Raw genomic sequence first — 21,064 nt, forward strand, 5'->3', positions numbered from 1 at the left:
TGGTGGCGTGATCGCGATGCTGCTGCTCCTCGTGTCGGGCTGTTCGTCGCCCACTGCCCAGCCGGGCGTGAGCGTGACCCCGACTACGGCGTCCAGGGAAGCTGCGGATGTACCGGCAGCATCGCCGACGGAGGCGGCTCGGCAGTGGATGATCCACTACCGGACCCGTCACTGGCGGGACACATCTGAGGCCGCGTGGGTGGACCGCGTGCGTCCGTACGTCACGGATGCCCAACATGCACGCGACGCTCAGCTGCGCGACGGAACGACCGGGACGGACTGGCCGGAGTTCGTCGAGGATCGCTGCCACAGCGCGGTCACCGACGTTGCCGCGGTAGTACCGCCGGAGGCTCCGAGCACGGTCAACGCCGTCAACGTTCTGGTGTCCGCGACTGTCCGAACGGGATGTGCGCGCGGCGGGAGTACGAGGACCGAGCACGCCGTCGCAACGCTGGTGGTGATCCGCGCTCCGGACGGGAGCTTCCGCGTGGACGAGCGGGTGTTCTGAGCACGAGGACGATGAGGGGGAGAGGATGACGCGAGTTGGTGTCGCACCGACTGCGGAAATGCGCCAAGAGGACTTGATTCTGGTGTGGGACCGGTGGAGCGGCTGGGCTCACCTCGCGATGCATCAGCGGGGAAGTTCCGAACAACCCTGCTTTGCCGGGATCGTGCACCTGCCCGTCGCCGAAGCGAGTGCGGTCCATGTGCGGCTCGCGCAGGCCGGCTTCGAGGTGCGCAGCGAGTACAGCGTCGACGACCAGCTGCTCGAATTCCGGCTCGCAACGCCGGCGAGCAGCCCAGCGGCGGTGCCAGCCTTGGGTGCACGGAGCTGACATGCGCTACGACCACATCTACTTCAGCGGAATAGGCACCTTCCTCGGTGAGCCGGAGCCGGTGCAGAGCGCGATCGGCCGGGGCGAGTACTCGCTAGCCGAAGCGCGCCGATCGCAGCAGCGTGCGGCAGCGGTGGTCGACGAACCACCGGATGCCATGCCGGCGCCCCTCATGGCGGTTCACGCCGGCCGAGAGGCGCTTCGTGACCTGGCGACAAGGCCGGACAGCATCCTCTATGGTCACGTGCACCACCAGGGCTTCGAATTCTGGAACCCGGCTTGTTACCTGCGAGACCAGCTCGGACTGCCGGCCGGTCCGGGCATGGCGCTCACCGTTGGCGCCATGAGCAACAGCGCCGTCGCCGGCCTCGAACTCGCCGCTGACCGGATCACCTCCGGCAAGGACGACGCGATTCTCGTGGCAGCGGCAGACCGCTTCGGCGGCGCACGTTTCCCCCGCTGGTCCACTGATCGCGGCATCGTCTACGGAGACGGCGCGGGTGCGGTGGTGCTCAGCCGCCAGCCCGGGTTCGCCAAGCTCGACGCGACGGCGTCCTGGACCGATGCGAGCTTGGAGGGACTGCACCGCGGGCACGAGCCCTTCGCCGCGCACCCATCGGGACACATCGAGGTCGGTCTGCGCAAGCAGCAGTGGCTGTCCTCGAACTCCCGCGCAGTGGTGCAGGCACGCAACTCGGCTGGTGTCACTGACGTCGTGAAGCGGGCGCTGGCGGACGCGCACCTCGATCTCGGCGACATCTCGTTCGTCTGCGGGCCGCACTACGGACGACAGCTGGCTCACGACCAGATCCTGCAGCCGCTCGGCGTCACCGAGGACCGGTCGACCGTGCAACTCGGTCTCGACCTCGGACACCTCGGCGCTGCCGACCAGCTGGTGGCGTTCCACTACCTCACGGTCTCTGGCGCCATCCTTCCCGGCGACCACGTGCTGCTGGTCGGCGCGGGTGTCGGCATGACCTGGACCGCGGCGATCGTCACCGTGACCCGCTGGTGATCCATGCCGCCGGGCTCGCGGGCACTGGGAACGTCGCGCTCACCCTCCTGGCAGCTCACCGTCGAACCGCTTGACCACACGTGCTGCTCGGGGGGCCGCAGGCCACAGCACGACCCTGTAGAGGTCGTCACCGTGCAGGCCGTCCGAGGAGATGGTGCGGAAGCCGCGGTAGTAGATCCGGGCGGCGTAGTCCCCGGCCGGCACGGTGGTGCGGGGGAGGTGGAAGCTGTAGTCCATGGAGGATGCGAGCAGCCGCCCGGTCGGCGCGGTCAGTCCGCCTTCAGTGATGTGGTCCCATTCGTCGAGCTCGTCGACGGGCTCGTGCGCGAGGACTTCGAGGACGACTGGCACGGTGACCCGGCGTGCGGTGCCGACACCGAGCAGGCCGTTCTCGGTGGCGACCAGGTCGTCGATCAGTGCGTCGGTGAATTCGTCGGAGAGGCCGGGCCGCAGGCTCTCGTCCTGGACCAGGAAGTAGTTGTAGTCGGCGAACACGTCGAGTTCGGCGTAGGCGAGGCGGTCGCCGGCCTGCGCGTTCGTGGGTTCGGGCATGAGGGTGATCTGCGCTCCGTCCGGTAGCTCGTGGATTTTGTGCGCGAAGGGGCCGCGGATGCGCATGCATTCGACGGCGTCCTTCACAGTGACGTTGTCGAAGTCGTAGCTGCCACCGAGGCTGAACAGCTGCCACGGGATGAGCCGCTGGTTGTGCTCCAGGGCTCCAACGAGCGCCTTCGGGTCGCTGGGCTGGCCCAGGTCAGCGGTAACCGGGACGACCCCGCAGCCGGGCCGGTTGCGGGGTCGCGTTGTCATCGGGCTTGGGCAGCCTCCCGGATGCGCTTCGAGTGGATCGAGTATCCCGAGTCGCGCATAATTGTCAGGTTGTCGATCATCGCTTCCAGTTGCCGTTTGATGTACCGGAACGCGGCGTCGCTGACACCGTCGTCGGCGATGGGTGCGCACGCCGACTTGTGCAACCGGGCGAGTTGCCTGTCGATGGGTCGCATTTTCAACGCCATCGACTGCGCGCTCCGGCCGGGGTCGCGAGTCACCGCGTACACGTCGCCGTCGTAGACGAAGCACTTGCCCTCGTCCGCGCAGCGGTGGTCACGCACGTGCGCTTTGCCGTTCTCGAACTGGCTTCGAGTCAAATGCTGCGTGTCACGAATGTCGGCACCCCGGATACCGGGGTCGCCGGCGGCTTCGACGGCCGACCACACGCGGTTGGCCGCCTCGGACACGGGCAATGGGTCGGGTCGGCTGTTCATGACTCGCCTCCGAGCATTTTCGCCAGCGCCTCGTCCATCGAGGTGTCACCGGTGTTGATTTCGGTCTCGGCCCAGCTCGCCGCCGCGCGTACCCGCTCGATGCTCTCCAGGAGAGTCTGACATGCAACGTGGGGATCATGCGCTGCATCTGGGTGTAGAACGTGGTGCACGCGCCCAGCAGCTCCAGTACTTCCCGCGGGGCTTGGGAATAGCGCAGCTGTGCCGCGCGTCGAGGCGGCGGCGCAGGTGCCGGCTCGATGTGTGCGAGTGGCGACTCCAGCGCCTCGTCCTGGTCGTCCTCCTCGGTGTAGTAGCGCGGCTTGTCGGCCTGACGCAGGATGTGCCGTGCGGACGGGTCGTCGAGAACCTGCCGGACCACAGCTGGCCGGCGCAGGATGTCTTTGACCGTGAGCGCCGCGTCCTGGTCATCGCGCACCAGATCACGCACGCGGTCCACTCGCTCCTGCGATGTGACCGGGTGTTGCTGGGGTGCGGCCAGCCGCACGCAGCGCCTCGTTCACCGTCCAGCGACGCTCCCCGCTCACCGGGTCCACCGGCGGCTTGTCGATCTTGTGGTACCGGCTGGGATGTGCCGATAGGATGTCGTGGATCCTAAAACTCACATCCGGGTTGCGCTTATCCGCCGGCCACGCGATCGCCACGTGCCGGTAGCTCTTGAGCGTGCTGCCGCTCACTCCGATCGCCTCGGCAAACGCGCGTAGCACCGACTCGACGCCGTGGTTCTCGAAGTCGTTGCGCTGCTTCGGGATCATGTCCAGGGTGATGTCACCCAGCTCGAACTGAACACTGCACTTCGTCCGCACCAAAGCCCGGCCACGTTTGACCCATCGGTCCCACTGCCGTGCCGTGAACCTCTCCGGGCGCGTCAGCTCCTACCTCCTGTTGGGCCAGCTCAACAGGGGTGCCACGCCGTCCGCGAATTTGCACTGCACAGCGCGAGCCATGGGTGCCGCAGCACCCGCTCGCCGATCACTAGATTGAGCGTTACCTTGATCTACTTCCACGCTCGCCACCTTGGCGCGCGAGACATACCAGTCTGCGCTCACGCGCACCCGACGACAACACCTCGACGGAGCGCCACCTGCGGAATTGAAGCGCTTACCGGCGATTGACCGGCACGCGTCAGGTGTCCGGCCCACCATTCGCCACCACCGGAGAACCCAGCGGCCATAGTTGCTCGTGTCCGTGATCCGGTCCAGTTTCGCGCCGGTCGGGGTGCGGCTCTTCACCCGCTCGGTCACGTAGTAGGCCCACATCCGCTGCTCGGCGGTGGTCTCGGGCGGGCGGGCCTCGTCCGAGACCACCGCGAGACGCACGATCGATGTCGTCTTTACAGGACTCGCTCGTCTCGGCGGTCTCTGCGTGGCGTGCACCCACAACGCTTCATCCCGCCGAGCCGGCGATGAAGTGGCGCCCACCGCAGCACACCTTCCGACGTGCGCCGCGTGTTTGTCCGGACATCAGCCGTCGGCCGGCCGGCGACGGGCTAGCAGGTGTTCGCCGATGGCCGTGAAGCAGGTCAAGCGCCGTCCCTCGCACGCACGACGCGGTTGCGTCCGCCGGCCTTCGCTGACTTCTTCGCGCGGATGGCCGTGTCGACGAGCTCGTCGAGGCAGACGCCGTGTGCCGGGCTGGTGGCGACTCCGATGGAGATGGTGCAAGGGCGAGTGTCGCGGCCGATGCGGAGGTGTTCGGTGCTTCCGGGAAGCCGAACGAGGGTGTCGAGGCGCTCCACTGCGAGCCGGATGCGTTCAGCGACTTCGGTGCCCTGCTCGAGGTTCGTGCCGGGCAGAACCGCCACGAACTCCTCGCCGCCCCAGCGACACAAGAGGTCTTCGACCCGGCTCTCGCCTTCCAGCGTTGCCGCTACGGCCTTGAGTATCTCGTCGCCACCGAGCTCGCCGAGGTCGTCGTTCCAGCTCTTGAAGTTGTCGAGGTCGGCGAACAGGACTGTCGTCGGGCGATTGGCCGCGGTGTCACGCTTCAGGACCTCCTGGGCGAGTGGCAGGAATCCCCGCCGGTTGAGCAGGCCCATCAGCGGATCGTGTATCGCGTCGTTCCCCAGGACTCGGTTCATTTGGTCCAGGCGCGTCATGTGAAGGGCGATGGGGATGAAGGTCGGCGTGATCAGCGGAGACACGGCCGTCGCAGTCGTGGCGGCCAGTCCGATGAGCACGGTGACCACAGTCATGCCGTGTGCCGCGATCAGCCTGTCGGTGTTTCGTGGGGTGGCTGAGCACCTCAACAATGCCTGCACGGCGAAGTAGGCGACGCCGAGAGCGATCAGTAGAGCCACGAGGTGAAAGCGACCCAGCGTCGTCTCCGGCCACGCTGAGCCGTGGGTGAGCCAGTCGCGAAGCGGCGTCGCGGTCGCGACCCCGTGGGCTGCGAGCACGGATGCGACGGTCGTCGAGGTCGCGAGCATGAATCGGCGGGGATGTGCGCCGTGCTCGTGTCGGCGGACCAACCGCAGGATGAGCAGCAAGCCGAGAGCCCAGACGAGGGGAAGCGCCGCGGCTGCGGTGATGAGCCAGATCGCGCTCTGGTCGACGGGCTGCTCGTTCCGGTCATCGGCGCGACGTTGGGCGCGCGAACGTGTGCAGCACGCGTGAGTAACGGCGCAGGCCGACAGGATCGCGCCGGTGGCGACCGTCGACGAGCAGATCAGGGGAACGTCGAGGACCGCTTCCCGCGCTGCCTCGGCTGTGACGACGGCATGGGCCACGACAGACATTGCTGCGGTGACTCGGGCTCGAAACCAGGTCTTGCAACGACGCGCTGCCCCCGCGGCGCGTCGAAGGGCGTTCACCACTTGCCCTCTGCTCGGCAGGTCCAGGTCGGTGGGCGTCGCTGCGACGCCTGCTGGAACGGTGCGCCGAACCAGGCAGGGCGGTCCGCTTTCCGCGATGAACTTGTGACTCCACTCCATTTGTCCCCCTCGGTGATGTGCGGGCGCCGGCTCGGCCTCCCAACCGGGCCGGCGCACGCGAGACGACGGTTACGTCGTCGCGTGGATGCCGATTCCTACCCCTGGTGTGAGGATCCCGGCGGGATCCAGGCGTGCCTTCGTGTTGAGGACGTCTTGCCAGTCCGGCCCGTAGTGCCGCTGCCACAGCTCGTTCGTCGGCTGCTGACTGCCGATGGGATAGAGCGTGCCGCCTGCCTCGCGCGCGGCATCAAGCCATTGCGCGTTGCGGGTGAGCATTTGCTCCACTTCTTCAACGCTCGGCATGGTCGATCCGCTGTTGAGGACGTCGAAGAGCCACACGAACTCGTCGGACCGCTGTCTGGGCACGCGGAGTCTTTCGCGCCGGAAGCGGTCGGCTCGGTGGGGGAACAGGAGGACGAATCCCTGTCCGTGGGGCTGCGACCAGTCGGCGGCGGTCATCGCTTTGATGGTGTTCTCGACGTAGGGCTCCACCGACGAGTCGGGCAGGAAGACGTCGAACCACGGTTTGATCCGGTTTTCCCAGACCGGCCAGCCGTCGATCACGGCGGTGTCGAGGGTGACGTGGTCTAGGTAGGTCTTGGTCTCGTAGTGCTCGGGCTCGATCGGGGTGGGGAGGGTGTCGACGATGTTCCGCGGCGGGGTGGTCTCTACCTCGTAGTACGCGAGTTGCACCAAGAAGGTCGGCTGCGCGTCGTGTTCGGGAGGGCGGACGGTGCAGTAGACCTCGTCGAGGACGTTGTGGGCCATGACGGTCCGCATCGCCTGGAACGCGTCCGCCGCGGTCGAGTACGGCACCGACCAGGTGTGAACTCGCCGGGGGAGTGGGGCGAGGGCGAGTTCGGCCTGGGTGATGACGCCGACTTGTCCGAGACCGGCGAGCGCGCCGGCGAACACGTCCCGGTTCTCGGCAGCTGAGGCCCAGAGGGTGTGGCCCTGCCCGGTGACGACCTGGATGCGCTCGACGGCGTCGACCTGCGCCCCGCACTGGTAGTTGGGGGAGATGCCGCCGACGCTCAAGGTCCCGCCGACGGAGAGGTTCAGGTAGCCGGTCAGGCCACCCCGGAAGCGGAAACCCTGCTCGGCAAGGGTGATCACGACGTCCGACCACAGTGCGCCGGCCTCGCAGACCACCCGGTTGCGGCGGACCGGCTCGACGCCGTCGAGGGTGCGCATGTCGATTGCCAGACCGCTCTCACCGACCAGGCGCTGGCCGTGGGTGGTGTGACCGGCGCCTTGAGCTGCCACCGGGATGCGGTGCTCGCGGCACAGCGCGACCATGCGCCCGACGTCCTGAACGCTCCCGGGCTTGAGCACGGCACCCGGCGTGCGGTGCACCATTCGTCCCATGTCACGAGAGGCATCGGTGAACGCCGGGGGCACGTCGACAATGAGCTGGCCGTCGAGGGGTGGCACCTTCGTCACGCCCGCGGTGCTGGCGGTCGTCCAGGTCCGGGTGACGGGGTCCCAACCGAGTCCGGCTACCGATGTCACGGTCCCTCCAGTGTGAGTCGCGTTTCCGCTGGTCCCAGGCGGTTCTCACCCTGGCGGGGACACGGCCGTCGGCACATCGGGGACGACCACAATGCTTCGCCGGGGGCCCCGTACGGGGTCCCGCAGGCCGGTGTACGGGGTCTGTACCTCCGTAGTTATGGCTGATGTGGCCGCGACGAGTGCATTTTCAGCATCGCCTCGTCCCGAAGGTGCCTCGAGGTCAGGACGTCAGGACCATGCGGACGTGGTTTTTGTCGATGAGCAGGCCCGAAGGCAGATCCTTGGGGGACGTCTCAGCGGGGTATGCAGCGATGACGGGTTGGGCGGTGCGGTCGCGGTCGAATCGGTGAATTTGCTCGACCAGTCGCTCGGCGAGCTGAGCTGCGGCGGGTCCGTGGCCGGTGGCGCCGAGCTCGAAGCGGCGCTCGCCGGCGGGGCCGGGTGCTTCGATGGGGCGTGGCTTGGCGAGGTAGGCCAGAGAGTCGCACTCGGCGATCGTGGGGGTGCGGTAGGAGAAGGCGGGGTTGCAGAGGCCGGTCTCGATGGCTGTGTCTTCGGCGTCGAGTCGGCACGTGCCTGGTTCGGTCGCGGTCAGCCAGAGCCAGATGTGGTCGAACGGCTCGTTGGCGGCCACCGAGGTGCCGGACCACACGGTCGTTTTGGGGCCGGTGAACACCTCGTGCATGGCCGCCGGGTCGATGTCCTGGTCGGCGTCCCAGTGCAGCGCGACGTCCTCGGTGATCTGGCCGGTGTGCTCGCCGGTCGGCACGATGCCGATCATGGGGATGAATCCGCAGAGTTGGCTGTTGGTTGCGCGCAGGTGGGTGTCGTGGCGGGTGAAGGCGATGCTGCGGGCCTGGCCGCGCCAGTGCATCGGGACCACCAGCGTGCCGCCGTGGGCGAGCTGGTTGAACCAGGCCGGTGGCAGGTCCCATGGCCCGACGGTGACGATGATCTTGTCGTAGGGCGCGTGGACTGCCGCGCCATGAGCACCATCGCCGGTGATTACTCGCACTCGGTGGTAGCCCGTCTCTGCCAGGGCGTGGCGGGCGTGCTCGGTGACGTCGGGGTGGATGTCGATCGTGGTGACGCTGCCGGTGTCACCGACGAGTTCGGCCAGGAGGGCAGCGTTGTATCCGGTTCCGGCGCCGATTTCCAGGACGTGATCGCCGGGCTGCGGGTTGAGCTGGCCGAGCATCATCGCCACGACAGTCGGCACGGAGATGCAGCTGGCCGGCCGGTCTGGGCCGGGTTTGATGGTGATGGCCTTGTTCGCGTAGGCCTCCTCGATCGAGGCGGCGGGCACGAAGCGGTGTCGCGGGACGGCGCGTAGGGCTTGCTCGATGCGCTCGGAGCGCAGGTGGCCGGCTGCGCGGATGTGGTTGATCATCTGCTCGCGCAGGTCTTCGGGGCGGGTGCTGGTGGCGTTGGTCATCGAGTTCCTCTCGGTGTGCTGGGGATCGAGTCGTGCGAGCTGACGGCTGGGGTGAGCAGGCAGAGATCCCACCCGGCGTCCGGCGCGAGGTCGGTGAGCGCGATGCCGGTCTTGCCCTCCAGCATTCCGCTGCGCTCCGACAGTTCCCGCGCGGCCCGGGTGCGGCGGTGTTGCCAGTGATGTTCGAGCTGGGCGAGGGCCTCGGCGGCGTGGCTGCCGGGTTCGGCGCGGGCGAGCGTGCGGCGGGCGGTGTGGACCAGCCCTGCCCAGCCGTGGCAGAGCGAGGCGTCGGTGAGCTGATCGAGCTGCCCTGCGTCGGTAAAGCAGGCGACGAGCGCAGCCTCGGTCTCGGCCAACCTGGTCGGGGCGTCCAGTGCCTGGGCGGCCAGGTGGCGGGCGTGAGTCAGGCCGGGGGTGCCGTAGCACCATGACGGTCGTTGCGGACCGGGTTGGGCAACGGCCGTGTTGCGCCATTCGCGGCTGGAGAGCAGGCCGGGCCACCACGGCCTGGTCTTCGGGCCGCAGCGCCAGGAGCGGAGGAACCGATCGGTGCGTTCGATGGCCTCCGGCTGGCCGGCCACGGTGATGCCTCTGATCATCGTGGCGGACAGCAGCGCCAGGGGGCCGGCGATGCCGTGCGCCATGCCCAGATTGGCGTGGCCGCCGGGCCACCGCCGGTCGGGGCGCCCCGACGGTCCGGTGGGAGACCACCAGCCGGGCAGGATGGCCCCGTCCAGCGTGATCGGGCCGGTCAGCTGGACCAGGTAGGTCAGCACGTCGCGCAGTAGGTCGCCGGCGCGGTGGTTCGGATCGACGTGGACGGACTGCAGCAGGCACACCCCGAGCCCAGTCAGGCCGTTGATCAAGTCGTATTCGCGCAGCGCGGGCAGTTCTCCGCGGTCGAGTCGCGCATGCGCCCGCTCCAATCGAGCCCGGGTCATCGCCGCGAGGTGCTCGTCGAGTACTCGCAGCACGCCGCGGTAGGCGGGCAGGCCCGCGGTGCGCAGCACGAACGCGACGGCCGGGGCGCCGCGATACAGGCAGGCTTGTGGGTCGGCGGCCACGGGGTCGGCGGTCATGGTCGTGACCCAGTGGTGAGCGGTGGCCCAGTTTCCGGTTCCGGCGTGCGCACGAGCGATGTGCAGCAGCGCTTGCCCGGCCGCTCCGTTGCCCAGGGACTGACGCCATCCGGGCGCAGGAGCGTGCTCGGGCGAGGCGGTGTGCGGGACGGTGGAGGTCATCCGGCGCCGCCGCGATGTTGCCAGGTGAGGGCGGCGTGCCGGGTCAGGCGACGGCAGCTGCGTTCGCTGTCCCGGTCGATGCCGATCAGCCGGTTGTGGTGCATGTGCAGCAGCGATTCCAGCACCACGTCGGTGTTCGTCTCCGGTGGCAGCGCCTTGCGGTAGTCGGTCAGCGCGGCGGTGCGGTTGTCCCATGCCCGCTCGATGTCGGTGTGCCAGCCGAGCAGCTTGCGGAGCGCGGACGGGTCCGTGGCGAGCCGGATCGCGTGTTCGGACACCGCTCGGTCGAGGGCGGGAGCAGCAGGGGCCGGCCGGGTGGCCAGCCACTCCATCGCCGCGCCGGTGTCGCCGAAGAAGCCCGTGAGGATTCCCGCCATGTTCACCGGAACCAGCGCGAGTTTCGGCGTCGCCGTGGGCAGGTAGCGCAACAGGGCGGCCGCGGTGGCGGAGTCGGCGGCGAAGACGTTCTCCGCGGCGTCCAGTGCCTCGCCAGCGCCGTACCGGCCGACCTCGGGGTAGTAGGTGTCGATCACCAGGCGCTCGACCAGACCCGCTTGCCGCATCCGCTGTGTCCACTCCCCGATCACTTGCGTGTACTGAGAGTAGTGGCCTGGCGTCGCTTCGAGCCGGAGGCGGAGGTGGTCTGTCTCCTGGAGACTGCGATAGCGCAGCCACCAGCACAGGGGTGCGTCGAGAGTGCTCAGGAGGTCGGGGAGCTCGTCGGTGATGAGTTCATCGATCCGCTCGGGGTGGGTGAACAGTTTCGCCGAGATCCACCTGGAGCCCGGAGCGCCAGGCAGTTGCCCGAGTGTGTTGGTCACAGCGGGCAGAGCACCGTCGAGCGGGTCGGGTGCCGGGGGCCGGGTCGTCACCAGGGGGAGCGCGATCTCGTGGGCGTGGCCGTCGAGCCACCCATACTCGGCTGCTGGGCTAGCTGCGTGAAGGATCGCTTGGCCGTGCCGCTTGATGTGGGCGTGCAGGAGGGTGGCGTGCGCGGGCTCGTCGAGCGTGAGCCGGAGGGTGCGATCAGCATCGCGGAGTTCGACCTCGTCAGGGCACCCCCAGTGGCGTCGCCACCCGTCGAGCACGGGGCGCCATTGATCAGGAGCGGTCCTCCCGCCCGGAAGCTCGGCGGAAGTCAGCCGCCATTGGGCCGGGGACAGCACGGTGCGGTGGTAGCGGACCTGGGGCAGGAACGGCAGGCTGGCGTGCGGTCCCCAGTCGAATTGGTACCAGGCGGCGGAAAACGCTCGCGGCAGCTGTGCGAGAAACCGCGCCAGCGGCGGGGGTTGCTTGTCCAACGCGAGTGCGTGGAACACCTGCGGCTCCACGACCTGGCGGCGCGAGAGGCTGACCAGGTGGAGACGGTCGCCGGTCGCGGTGATGGCCAGGTCGTCGATCGTGAGCAGGCTGTCGTCGCCGGACGGTCGGTGCTCGCCCAGCGGAAGAAGGTGGTCGAGGTAGGCCGGCACGCGGCAGACGTTTTCCGCATGCGGGTAGAGCGCTCCGAACGACATCTGCACCCGCAGCGCCCCCTCGGTTGCGGCGGGCAGTGCCCGGTACGCCTGCTCCAGGCCAGAGCCGGTGGCGGTTGGGGTGAACCTGCTGGTGAGGGTGCCGGCGGAGCGGGCGGGCGCGACGGTGAGCAGGAACTCGCCGCGCTCCAGCGCTTGTGCGGTGGGGGCATGGACGTGGGCGGCCAACTCCACGTGGGGCGGGATGAAGCGTTCGTCGAACGTGTCGCCGGTCAGCTCCTCGATGACGTCGTCAGTGAGCACGATTTCCCGAGTGCCATCCAGCATCGCCTTCCACGCCAGCGCGAGCAGCCGCTCGTCGCGCTCGGAGTTCACCGGCGCCGGGGTGGGGCGCACGCGTCCGCGGTAGCCGGCGGGGTAGCCCAAGCCGGCGTCCGGATCGAGGACCTCGGCCAGCGGCACGAGCGTGCCCGTGCCGTACTTGTCGACGAAGGCCGTGTGGTAGTCGCGCCAGGTGGCCTCGCCGGTCGGGTGGCGGGTCAGGCGCAGCAGCGCGCTGGCGGCCTGTTCCATCTCCCGGGCGACCTGGTGAGGCAGCGCGACCGCGCAGTCCAGCCGCAGGTCCACCGCCAACGGGGTGCGTCCCTCCGGCGAGAGTTGCCTCATCCGGCGTGTGAGCCTGACGCGGAGACGGCCCTGCTCGGCCGGAGTGGTCTCCTTCTCGTTGTGGCGGCGCAACTCGTCCAGAATGGCGTCGAGGTGACGCACCAGGGACGAGAGAGCGGGCAAGTCCTCGGCACCGGCCTCGCGCAGGCGTTCCATCAAATAGGCGAACGGATCGGTGACGGTGAACGGAGCGCGCAGGGCGGTCAGCAGGTATCCCTGCCGCACGAGTTCGGTGACCATGTCCCGGACCCTCGACCGGTCCGCGGTGAACTCCTCAGTCAGCGTGTCGATCAGCGCACTGAACCGGACAGGGGTGGCCGCGAGGTGGGTCACGGCCGCGACTGCGCGGGTGTAGCCGATGATGAGTCGGTTCGGCCCTTGCGGGATCTCGAGTCGCTGGCCGCGGCGGACGGCGAGGTCGGTGACCACCACGTGGAGTCATTCGAGCAGTTCGGGGCGTCGTTCAAGTCGGTTGATGATGTCGGCCAGCCACCCAGTGTTGGCGCGGGCCACCCCATGGTGGTTTCCGCCCCAGGTCGTCTGCGCTGTCCGGCCCAACGTCAGTGGAGCCACGCCGGCGAACAGGCCGAACGGGGTGGGGCGGCCGATGCTGCGCAGCAGGTACCGCATGGTCGACAGAGTGGCGCTGCGGGTCCGCCTGTCGCTCACGACGTGTCCTTCGCGGATGGCATCGACGTGGTCGCCAAGGGCGGGGCTGGCTTCACGCATCGCGCCGGCGAGATCGGGCCGCGACCACATCTCCTCCAGCCATCGACGGCAACCGCCGATGTCGGTGAGGTCGGGCCACCGGACCGAGGTGTCCGGAAGCGGCGCGACGGCGGCGCGGAGCAACGCGACGTTGACGTGTCGGTAGAGCGGTCGTTTGTCGCTGGCACGCACTCAGTCCTCCGGTCCGTCGAGTGAGCGATAGGAGACGGCGCCGGGACCGGGTACGTACCTCGGTCCCGGCGGAACCCAACTCAAGCGCCGTGGCTGACGCAGGCGGACGCGCAGGTCGGGTCGCAGCCGTCGTCCGTGTTGCCCTTGCAGCCCGCCAGCGGGTGACCCGCCGGAATGTCGGTGATGATCCGCACGTCGAGCGCGAAGGCGTCCTCGACGGACTGCGCGGCGCGGCGCACTCCGTCGACGAACCCGGGATCGACCACAGTGGTCATGCGTTTCTCCTCTCCTGACCCGACAGTGCGGGTGGTGCTCCAAACGGGACTTCCGTCCGGACGTTGGGTGGGTCCTCGTTCGCTGGCCAGCTCAGAACCCGATCGATCACGTCCTGGGCGCGGCCCAAGTCCGATCGCCATCCCAGAACCTCGTCGTCGTCGGGCGGCGGCTGGCTGTCGCGGGCGAGACGGACCGCGCTCGCGTAGCTCATCCCGTCCGCGTCACGCCAGAGATGAAGGTGATCGACGAACCGGCCGCGGCGAACGCGCGCACGAACCATGCCGCTGCTGTCAACGGCCTCGAAGTGGAAACCCGCCTGCTCGGCCCGTGCCACGACAGCAGCCACCAACAGTGCTTCGCCGACGGCAGCCGGCTCCTGCGGGGCCGGCCCTCCAGTCGTCCCCAGCGGCCTGTCCATCCTGTACCCCAGTTCTGGTCCTCGACGTCGGCTTCGTCCCCAGCCAGCCGACCTCGACACCTAGCTTGAGACCTTTTCCAGCGATCCGGGACGCCAGACAACCGGGCAGCTCGGGGAATGCAGGGGAATGTCGGGGCAGACCCACACCCGCTTGCCGTGACGTGGCGCTGTCGCCTCGTTACACTGCGCGTGACCTGGAGGGGACACGGTGACCGAGCCCAATCGCCTGCTACGCGCCGCGCGCGAAAGGCTGCCCTCGTCGACCGCGCCCGGCGAGCACGCAACCCGTGCCGAGGTCGCTGAACAGGTCAACCGGTGGTTGTGGGAGACCACTGGACGGCGGCATGATCTCGACGCGCATTACCTCGCGAAGCTGGAGCGGGGTGTCGCCCGCTGGCCGAACCCCGCCTACCGATCCGGNCTCCGCCATGTGCTCGGCGTCAGTGACGACGCCGCACTCGGCTTTCGCCCTCCCCGTCGAAGGACTACCGAGCCGCCCGGCCCTGATGCGGCACCGCCACAGCCCAGCGCTCCCTGCTGGGACGCCGACGCCGTACTCGACCAGGCCGCAGCCATCACCAGCGATGACCTGACGCCGTCGACACGCCGAACCGCGCTGCTCACCGGCCTTGCCCTCGCCGTCGAGCTGCAGCCGTTCCTCTGGCCAGCGACGGCCGTCGGCGCAGGGCACGGGGCCGCGTTCACCCCACCCGAGCTGGAGGCAGCAGAACGTCTCGTCGCCTCGCTCCGATCCTGGCGCTCGGCTCCGGGTGTCCTAGCGCGTTCAGCAGTGGTCGCGCAGCTCAATAGCCATGTTCATCGACTCAGAGCCGCGCCTCAAGGCACGCCCGATACAGCGCGAGCGTTCCGGATCGGAGCGGAGCTCGCTGACATCGCCGCCACGATGGCGTGGGACGCAAGCGAACATGGCGGCGCCCAGCAGTACTTCGTGCTCGCCGCCCAGCTGGCTCACGCCGGCGGCGACGACGCGCTGGCAGCCGTCGAGCTGGCCTCGCTCGCGCGGCAGTGCTTCGACCTGAAACGTCCCCGCGATGGACTCGAAATCGTGCAGCTCGCGCAGTACGGCACCCGCCGCACGGCCACTCCGCGCCTCCGGGCCGTACTCGCTACGCGGGAGGCATGGGCTTATGCCCAGCAGGGTGACGACAGGGCCTTCGACCGGGCCGTCGGCCTCGCCGAGGACTTCCACAGCGAAGGTTCCCGCGACGAGGACGCACGCACGCCCACCGCCCGCAGCCTCGACCAGGCCGAACTCGCCGGCGTGATTGGCGCCCGCTACCGCGATCTCGCACGCTACGACCCCAAGCATGCCCGAACCGCCCAGACCTACATCACGCGCGCGCTGGAGCTGCGCCATCCCAGCCGGCTCCGCAATCGCGCATTCGACCTGATCGGCCTCGCGCGCGCCCACCTCATCAGCCGCGAGCCTGACCACGCGGCCGACCTGATCGTGCAGGCAGTGCCGTTAGCCGGTCCCTGGGCCACCGGACGGGTTGGCGTGAAGCTGCAGGACTTCCGCGGCGAAGCGACCCCTTTCGCTAAGGTGCCCGCGGTGCGTGATGCCATCGAAGCCATCAACGCGCTCACCCCCGCAGACTGACCACAGGAAGGCCAACGCCGTTGCCGCGAATCGGGATCACCGGGCATTCGAACCTGACCGCCGAGTCCGTGCCTGCGGTCGCAGAGGGCATCCGCGCCGCGCTCGCCGGCCACGACCGTGACGAGCTGATCGGTGTCACCTGCCTCGGCCGCGGTGCCGACCAGGTCTTCGCCCGCGTCGTGCTCGAACTCGGTGGCGCAGTCGAGGTGGTCCTGCCCGCGTCCGACTACCGGGAGCGCAAAGTCAAGCCGGACAACGCCGCAGAGTTCGACGAACTGCTCGGTCAGGCCAAGACCGTGCACACCATGCCCTTCGACACGTCGAATCGCGAGGCGTACATGGCAGCCAGCGAGCACCTGCTCGACAACGTCGACACCGTGATCGCCGTCTGGGACGGCGGCCCCTCCGGAGGCCACGGCGGCACAGCCGACGTCGTCGACGCCGCACGCGATCGCGGCCTGCCCGTCACCGTGGTCTGGCCGGCAGGCGCTCGCCGAGAATAGCGTGATTTCTGCGGTTTGCCTGCGCCGGGTGATTGGTCGGGGAGTAGAAGCTCGCGAGCAGCGGCCTGCCCCGTGCCCGTCGTTCCCGCACGCAGAAGGTGATAGGAGACCGAGATCCATTCTCGGACTGCTGCGCCAAGTTGCGGCGTGCACCCTTCGGGCGGGGGGACGGCGACAGGTCGCGGGCGCCTCACCCGACTCCCACCGGCACCCCTTCGCCAGGTAATTCAATCGCGCGTTCGGCCGGGCTGATCACTGATCAACCGCTTGGCGACAAGGGCCGGCCACCTGGCGCTGATCCATGCGGGATCTAAGGACACCGAAGGGACTTCCAGTTACGATCTCTAATGCACGTGCAAATGCACGTGCATTACGACGAGAGGATCACGGGCCACAGCGAAAAGGGGTCGTGGCAGGCAGAGGCCCCGGAGGGCGCACCCTCCGGGGCCTCAGTTGTGACGAGGCGCCCTAGCCGGGGCGGATCTCGTCGGCTGCCCCGGAACCTCGAACTGCAGCAAACAGCGTGCCCAGGGGTGACGCCAGGCTGTCGGTGTGCCCGACGCTGGCGTTAGAGCTCAGGATAGGGCCTGTACGGGTTTCCGTACAGACGTTGAGACGCATTAGACAGCGGGTCTAGCAGGGAAAACGACCGGCTCGACCTCGTATCCAGGGGCTTTCACCCGGTGGTGACTTTGCCCGAAAAGGGGTCCAGTGGACAGTTTTGGACGTGGCACTCGGTGCCATTGGATGGTCGGCGAGACCCGAATTTCGACGCGGCGTCCGCATTGGTTAGGGACTGTCGGTCCCCCGTGTCAACATAGATGCGTTCCCCGGCATCACGTGCGTGCCGGGGGCGCGTGCGCAGCCAGGTAGCCGCCTGCGCGCACGTGAGGCGCCGGAGTCTCGAACTGCAGCAAACACGTAATGCCGTCCGGGGCACGCTGCCCGGGCGGCCTGACCTCTACTCCAGAGAGAGGGGCCTGGCCTTGCCCAGAGTGAATTCGCCGTGCGCCAGTGTGGCCGGGGACGACGAGCCGAAGCCGCGCCGGTTCAGTGGTAGCCACATCATCGTGATCGTGCTGGTGTTCAGCTTCACCGGGTGGCTTCTCGCCCGCGGCCTGACCCCGGCCATGTCGATCGGCCTGGTCGGTGCGGCGCTGATCCTGGCCGGCACTGCGCACCGCGCGCGTAGCGATGCCCTGCTGAGCGTGATGCGGCGGCTGGCTACCGCGCTTCTGGCGCCCGGAGCTCCCGCGTAATGGCGTCAACCCAGTCGGCAACGCCGCGCCCGGTCACCGCCCTGACCGTGAGGAAGTGGATCGTCTCGGGGCTAGCTCGCGAACTCGGCCTGCTGGAAGGCGACCTTCCCGAAGAGCTGGAACAGTTGCTGAGAAGGCCGGGTGCGAACTCGCAGGTAGCGATCGAGCAGGTGCTGATCCAACTTGTCCTGCGCAGGGCTTGCCAGGATCGGCCGGTATCAGCGGAGGCTCCCGAGATGACGCTGGATCGCGTTCTGACCGGAGACCCCCTCTGTCACAACTCGCGGGTGGCGGGACAGGCCGATGTGGCCGGCACCGTGACGCCCGCGCGAGGCCGACCGCGGGGACACCGGTTGCTGCCTGATGAGCTGCAGGCCAGCAACGCGTCAGAGTTTGCGGCGCTGCTCCGCAGGATCATGAAACTCGCCGGTTTGTCGGCCGGGCAGGTGGCAATCCGCTCGGACAACTTGATTCCTCGCTCGCAGGCATACAAGCTCGTGGAAGTCGGCCGTGGCGTGCTTCCGACGAAGTCGGAACAGGTCGCCGCTTTCCTCAGCGCCTGTCGCCTGGATCCGGCTCAAGCGCGTGAGGTTATGGTGCTGTGGGTTCGCCTTCATGAACGGTGCTCTGGACCTGAATCGACAACGATGCTTCCGGCGGCGGAAGCACCACTGGTCGCCCAGCTGCCAGTCCTTGACTCACCAGCGTCCCCAGCCCGGGCACCACTCACGACAGGTGAGTGCACCGTGCGCGAAGTGCTGCTCGCCCGTCTGGACCGCTCCAAGCGGCGGCGGAGCCTGCTCGACCTCTCGACGCGCCAATTCACCGTGCTCTTCGGGGTCTTGGTTGCCGCGATCGGTTTCACGGTCGCTGCCCTCTCGGCCGGAAAGCCGCCGATGGCCCTGACTGGGGCAGTTGTGCTCGGCGTGGGCACAGCGATCGTGGGTCTTGGCGCTGGCTGGACGATCAGCTGGTTCCGAAATCAGCTGCGGCGGGAGCGCGAAGCTCGAACACCCACACCGTCCTGATTACCACCGCACCTGCGCGACGAGGGGCTCGCTCGATCACTGCAGCGAGCCCCTCGTCCTGTGCAGGAGTGGCGGGCCGCCAGCTACACGACCAAGAATCCTGAACCGATTCGCCTCCTGCTCTCCATCTACCAGAACCTCGTCCGGATCTGATCAGACGATCGGAGAGGGTCCGTCCTGCGTTCGACAAGCGATCTTTCTCGGCGATCGAGCCCGGTAGGAGGGATCGTGCCCAGGCGTGTCTGGCAGGCGTCCCTCGCCGTCGGGCAGCAGTTCGACCGGGCCGTGACGAGCCGCAGCGGCTGACCGGTCGTACCTCCGGTGGGTAGTACCTTAGCGCTATGGCGAATCGAGGGTCTGTGAGCCGTCTGGTGCTCGCTTCCACGTTCGCCGCTTGCTCAGCCGGTCTTCAGGTTGCCGCAGGCCTGGTAGACGCCATCTTCGCTGTGTTCGTGTTCATGCTGCTGACTGCGGTGACTGCCGCTGCTGCCGCGTGGCTGGGGGCCAAGTCCACTTCAAAAAAACGCCGAACCGCGGGGAAAAATCTCCTGCTGTTTCAGCAAAACGGGATGACGTACTGATCGATCACCGAACGCCCAAATCGGAGTCGGGCTGCATGCAGAACCACTAGGGAGGCGCGACCGAGAGGGTTGCGGTTGTTCGTTCGCGGGTGAGCTCGCCCAGCAGGTTGTGCGCAGTGAGCGTCGCCAGTTTGGCGCAGGGCGCGCCGTGCGCCGGTGAAGCGGACGAAAGAAGGAGGCCCGGCCGACGGCGGGCTCGACACCCCTGACGTGCACACCCTGCTCGCTCGGACTGCGTTTTGATGAGATTCATTGTCGTCTTGACAGGAACGGCACAACATCAGCACAGAGTTAGCACAAGCTTGTCCTCTTCGTACTGGTACCCGATTTACTCAGGCCGCTCCACACTCAAGAGCGCCCATTTCGCTGAGCTGGCCAAGTTGCGGAAGGATCGATCCGATGGTGCAGTTCGTACTCGCTTGTGCCCATGTTCGACGGTTTGCCGACGTTGATCAGGTCGACGCCGCACCATCAAGGCTCCCACCCTACGTCTGGTGCGGCATGTGCTCGACGTGGCAACCAATCGCCCGAGCGGTGACCGCTTCTCCTGCAGTCGGCGTACGGCGGCCTGGTCGCTCAGCTTTCCGATGCTGTCGCTCACGGCGAAGCTCCGTCCTCTCTGGTGGTTCTCAGGTAAGTGGCGCAATCCCGACCGCGCGTTCAGCTCGCTGATCCGACCACGGCTTTGATCTCCAGGCACTCGTCCAGGCCGGCGATGCCCCAGACCCGGCCGTTGCCGGACTGCTTGTAGCCGCCGAAGGGTGCCGACTGGTCTAGGGGTGCGCCGTTGAGTGCGACCTGGCCGGCGCGCAGGCGGGCGGCCACGTCACGTACCTGGGCCGGGTCGCCGCCGTCGACGTAGGCGGCGAGCCCGTAGGGGCTGTCGTTGGCGATGGCGACCGCTTCTTCGACGGTGTCGTAGCTGATCAGGGTCATCACCGGTCCGAAGATTTCTTCCCGGGCGATGGTCATGTCGTTGGTGACATCGGCGAACACGGTCGGGCGGGCGAACCAGCCGCCCTTGGCCCCTTCCGGTTGCCCGAGGCCGCCGGTGACCAGGGTGGCTCCTTCGTCGAGGCCGGCCTGGATGTAGCGCTGCACGGTGTGCCACTGCTGTTCGGAGGCCACCGGCCCCATCGCGACCGGCGTCAGGGGATCGCCAACGGTGACCGCGTCCACGGCGGTGCGGATCATCGAGACGATCTCGTCCCGGCGGGCGCGGGGGATCAGGGTCCGGGTGGGGGCCGCGCAGGTCTGGCCCGAGTTGGTCATCACCCCGGTGACGGCGGTGGCGACGGCGGAGGTGAGGTCCGCGTCGGGCAGGATGATGTGGGCGGACTTGCCGCCGAGTTCCTGGGTGACGCGCTTGACGGTGTCCGCCGCGTCCTTCTGCACCTGCACACCGACCGAGGTGGATCCGGTGAAGGAGACCAGGTCGACCTCGGGGTGCTTGCTCAGCGCGGCGCCGATGACCGAGCCCTTCCCGAGGACCATGTTGAACACGCCCTGCGGCACGCCCGCCGCCTCGATGATCTCGGCGAACACCTGCGCGCTGTAGGGGGCGATCTCGGCGGGTTTGAGGATCATCGTGCAGCCCGCGGCGAGCGCGGGGGCGACCTTCTCGGTCATCTGCAGGGCGGGGTAGTTCCACGGCGGGATCAGCGCGCACACGCCGATCGGCTCCTTGCGGACCGTGGACCGGCCGCGGTGTTCCTCGAACGGGTAGGCCGGGAGGGCCTCGGCCAGTTCACGGAACTGGCCGACGCCGGCCTGAGCGGTGATCCGCGCGATGGCCAGTGGGGTGCCGATGTCGGCGGTCACCGCGAGCGCCATGTCCTCCGCGCGGCGTTCGTACTCGGCCGCGATCGCGGCGAGCAGGTCGGCGCGCTCGGTGACGCTCGTTTGCGAGTAGGTGGCGAAGGCGCGCCGCGCGGCCGCGGCCGCGCGGTCAACGTCGGCCGAGGTGCCCAGGGCGAGCACGCCGCTGGTCTCTCCCGTCGCCGGGTTGGTGATCGGTGCGGTCCCGTCGCCGAGCGGTTCGGTCCACGCGCCGTCGATGTAGTGCCGGAGAACGTCACGCATG

At 68.4% G+C, this 21,064-nt stretch carries 19 protein-coding genes and 2 pseudogenes; 7 read left to right on the forward strand and 14 right to left on the reverse strand.

Going from position 1 to position 21,064, the window contains the following annotated elements; genetic code table 11:
• The first annotated feature begins 7 nt into the window (after nucleotides 1–7).
• From AMYTH_RS0103670 to AMYTH_RS0103680, 3 genes are read left to right on the forward strand one after another with little or no spacing between them, the layout of a single operon-like run.
• The gene (locus AMYTH_RS0103670; RefSeq protein WP_157360514.1) at nucleotides 8–508 is read left to right on the forward strand and encodes a hypothetical protein; all 501 of its coding nucleotides are present in this window, start codon (nucleotides 8–10) and stop codon (nucleotides 506–508) included.
• Between the two features lie 58 nt (nucleotides 509–566).
• Nucleotides 567–836 (forward strand): hypothetical protein, encoded by a 270-nt coding sequence (locus AMYTH_RS49430; protein ID WP_027929168.1) that lies wholly within the window; start codon nucleotides 567–569, stop codon nucleotides 834–836.
• Between the two features lies 1 nt (nucleotide 837).
• Nucleotides 838–1,851, forward strand: a complete 1,014-nt coding sequence (locus tag AMYTH_RS0103680) for a ketoacyl-ACP synthase III family protein (protein ID WP_027929169.1) — start codon at nucleotides 838–840, stop codon at nucleotides 1,849–1,851.
• Nucleotides 1,852–1,890: 39 nt separating this feature from the next.
• Here AMYTH_RS0103680 and AMYTH_RS46855 read toward each other — a convergent pair whose 3' ends face one another.
• The 13 genes and pseudogenes from AMYTH_RS46855 to AMYTH_RS0103730 form a co-directional block, all read right to left on the reverse strand.
• Nucleotides 1,891–2,661: a hypothetical protein gene (locus AMYTH_RS46855; RefSeq protein ID WP_051362497.1), complete on the reverse strand. Its 771-nt coding sequence runs from the start codon at nucleotides 2,659–2,661 to the stop codon at nucleotides 1,891–1,893.
• Entirely contained in the window at nucleotides 2,658–3,116 is a 459-nt protein-coding gene (locus tag AMYTH_RS0103690; RefSeq protein WP_167344566.1) for a hypothetical protein, read from the reverse strand. Before AMYTH_RS0103690 ends, AMYTH_RS46855 begins: the two co-directional genes overlap by 4 nt.
• Nucleotides 3,113–3,286, reverse strand: a complete 174-nt coding sequence (locus AMYTH_RS51150; RefSeq protein ID WP_410468312.1) for a DUF6192 family protein — start codon at nucleotides 3,284–3,286, stop codon at nucleotides 3,113–3,115. The genes AMYTH_RS0103690 and AMYTH_RS51150 overlap by 4 nt, the downstream gene beginning before the upstream one ends.
• A 230-nt stretch (nucleotides 3,287–3,516) precedes the next feature.
• A pseudogene (locus AMYTH_RS51155) lies at nucleotides 3,517–3,573 on the reverse strand (hypothetical protein); the annotation flags it as partial.
• Entirely contained in the window at nucleotides 3,557–3,940 is a 384-nt protein-coding gene (locus AMYTH_RS50795; protein ID WP_027929171.1) for a DUF6192 family protein, read from the reverse strand. The pseudogene AMYTH_RS51155 and the gene AMYTH_RS50795, both read right to left, overlap by 17 nt.
• Nucleotides 3,941–4,656: 716 nt before the next feature.
• Nucleotides 4,657–5,862: a GGDEF domain-containing protein gene (locus AMYTH_RS0103700; RefSeq protein ID WP_167344567.1), complete on the reverse strand. Its 1,206-nt coding sequence runs from the start codon at nucleotides 5,860–5,862 to the stop codon at nucleotides 4,657–4,659.
• Nucleotides 5,863–6,135: 273 nt separating this feature from the next.
• Nucleotides 6,136–7,578, reverse strand: coding sequence for an FAD-binding protein (locus AMYTH_RS0103705; protein ID WP_167344568.1), 1,443 nt, complete (start codon nucleotides 7,576–7,578; stop codon nucleotides 6,136–6,138).
• Nucleotides 7,579–7,798: 220 nt separating this feature from the next.
• Nucleotides 7,799–9,013 carry a methyltransferase, FxLD system gene (gene fxlM, locus AMYTH_RS0103710; protein WP_027929174.1) on the reverse strand — a complete coding sequence of 405 codons (1,215 nt, stop codon included), beginning with the start codon at nucleotides 9,011–9,013 and terminating at the stop codon, nucleotides 7,799–7,801.
• A complete protein-coding gene (locus AMYTH_RS43680) occupies nucleotides 9,010–10,254 on the reverse strand; it encodes a lanthionine synthetase C family protein (protein WP_063630375.1) in 1,245 nt (414 codons plus the stop codon). The genes fxlM and AMYTH_RS43680 overlap by 4 nt, the downstream gene beginning before the upstream one ends.
• Nucleotides 10,251–11,126: a thiopeptide-type bacteriocin biosynthesis protein gene (locus AMYTH_RS50120; RefSeq protein ID WP_228685244.1), complete on the reverse strand. Its 876-nt coding sequence runs from the start codon at nucleotides 11,124–11,126 to the stop codon at nucleotides 10,251–10,253. Before AMYTH_RS50120 ends, AMYTH_RS43680 begins: the two co-directional genes overlap by 4 nt.
• Before the next feature lie 117 nt (nucleotides 11,127–11,243).
• Nucleotides 11,244–13,154 (reverse strand): annotated as a pseudogene (locus tag AMYTH_RS50125) (lantibiotic dehydratase family protein); the annotation flags it as partial.
• Between the two features lie 221 nt (nucleotides 13,155–13,375).
• Nucleotides 13,376–13,570 (reverse strand): FxLD family lanthipeptide, encoded by a 195-nt coding sequence (locus tag AMYTH_RS43690; RefSeq protein WP_037322221.1) that lies wholly within the window; start codon nucleotides 13,568–13,570, stop codon nucleotides 13,376–13,378.
• Nucleotides 13,567–13,917, reverse strand: coding sequence for a hypothetical protein (locus AMYTH_RS0103730; protein WP_157360518.1), 351 nt, complete (start codon nucleotides 13,915–13,917; stop codon nucleotides 13,567–13,569). The genes AMYTH_RS43690 and AMYTH_RS0103730 overlap by 4 nt, the downstream gene beginning before the upstream one ends.
• 1,713 nt (nucleotides 13,918–15,630) lie before the next feature.
• Between AMYTH_RS0103730 and AMYTH_RS0103740 the strand changes: the two genes are divergently transcribed.
• The 4 genes from AMYTH_RS0103740 (at nucleotide 15,631) to AMYTH_RS48630 (ending at nucleotide 18,981) form a co-directional block, all read left to right on the forward strand.
• On the forward strand, nucleotides 15,631–16,113 hold the full coding sequence (locus AMYTH_RS0103740) for a hypothetical protein (RefSeq protein WP_027929177.1): 483 nt from the start codon (nucleotides 15,631–15,633) through the stop codon (nucleotides 16,111–16,113).
• A gap of 1,070 nt (nucleotides 16,114–17,183) precedes the next feature.
• A complete protein-coding gene (locus AMYTH_RS0103745) occupies nucleotides 17,184–17,372 on the forward strand; it encodes a hypothetical protein (RefSeq protein ID WP_157360519.1) in 189 nt (62 codons plus the stop codon).
• 47 nt (nucleotides 17,373–17,419) lie between these two features.
• Entirely contained in the window at nucleotides 17,420–18,400 is a 981-nt protein-coding gene (locus AMYTH_RS48625) for a hypothetical protein (RefSeq protein WP_157360520.1), read from the forward strand.
• Between the two features lie 359 nt (nucleotides 18,401–18,759).
• A complete protein-coding gene (locus tag AMYTH_RS48630; RefSeq protein ID WP_157360521.1) occupies nucleotides 18,760–18,981 on the forward strand; it encodes a hypothetical protein in 222 nt (73 codons plus the stop codon).
• Nucleotides 18,982–19,641: 660 nt separating this feature from the next.
• On the opposite strand, the gene AMYTH_RS0103765 is transcribed toward AMYTH_RS48630, so the two are convergent.
• On the reverse strand, nucleotides 19,642–21,063 hold the full coding sequence (locus AMYTH_RS0103765; protein WP_027929180.1) for an aldehyde dehydrogenase family protein: 1,422 nt from the start codon (nucleotides 21,061–21,063) through the stop codon (nucleotides 19,642–19,644).
• Nucleotide 21,064 lies beyond the last annotated feature (1 nt).

This window comes from Amycolatopsis thermoflava N1165 (genome assembly GCF_000473265.1).
Classification (GTDB): Bacteria; Actinomycetota; Actinomycetes; order Mycobacteriales; family Pseudonocardiaceae; genus Amycolatopsis_E; species Amycolatopsis_E thermoflava.

Excerpts from the sequence above, each read along its gene's own strand:
- AMYTH_RS43680 (WP_063630375.1), bottom strand. The coding sequence starts at position 10,254 with ATGACCTCCACCGTCCCGCACACCGCCTCGCCCGAGCACGCTCCTGCG.
- AMYTH_RS0103680 (WP_027929169.1), top strand. The coding sequence starts at position 838 with ATGCGCTACGACCACATCTACTTCAGCGGAATAGGCACCTTCCTCGGT.
- AMYTH_RS0103765 (WP_027929180.1), bottom strand. The coding sequence starts at position 21,063 with ATGCGTGACGTTCTCCGGCACTACATCGACGGCGCGTGGACCGAACCG.
- AMYTH_RS43690 (WP_037322221.1), bottom strand. The coding sequence starts at position 13,570 with ATGACCACTGTGGTCGATCCCGGGTTCGTCGACGGAGTGCGCCGCGCC.
- AMYTH_RS49430 (WP_027929168.1), top strand. The coding sequence starts at position 567 with ATGCGCCAAGAGGACTTGATTCTGGTGTGGGACCGGTGGAGCGGCTGG.
- AMYTH_RS46855 (WP_051362497.1), bottom strand. The coding sequence starts at position 2,661 with ATGACAACGCGACCCCGCAACCGGCCCGGCTGCGGGGTCGTCCCGGTT.
- fxlM (WP_027929174.1), bottom strand. The coding sequence starts at position 9,013 with ATGACCAACGCCACCAGCACCCGCCCCGAAGACCTGCGCGAGCAGATG.
- AMYTH_RS0103690 (WP_167344566.1), bottom strand. The coding sequence starts at position 3,116 with ATGAACAGCCGACCCGACCCATTGCCCGTGTCCGAGGCGGCCAACCGC.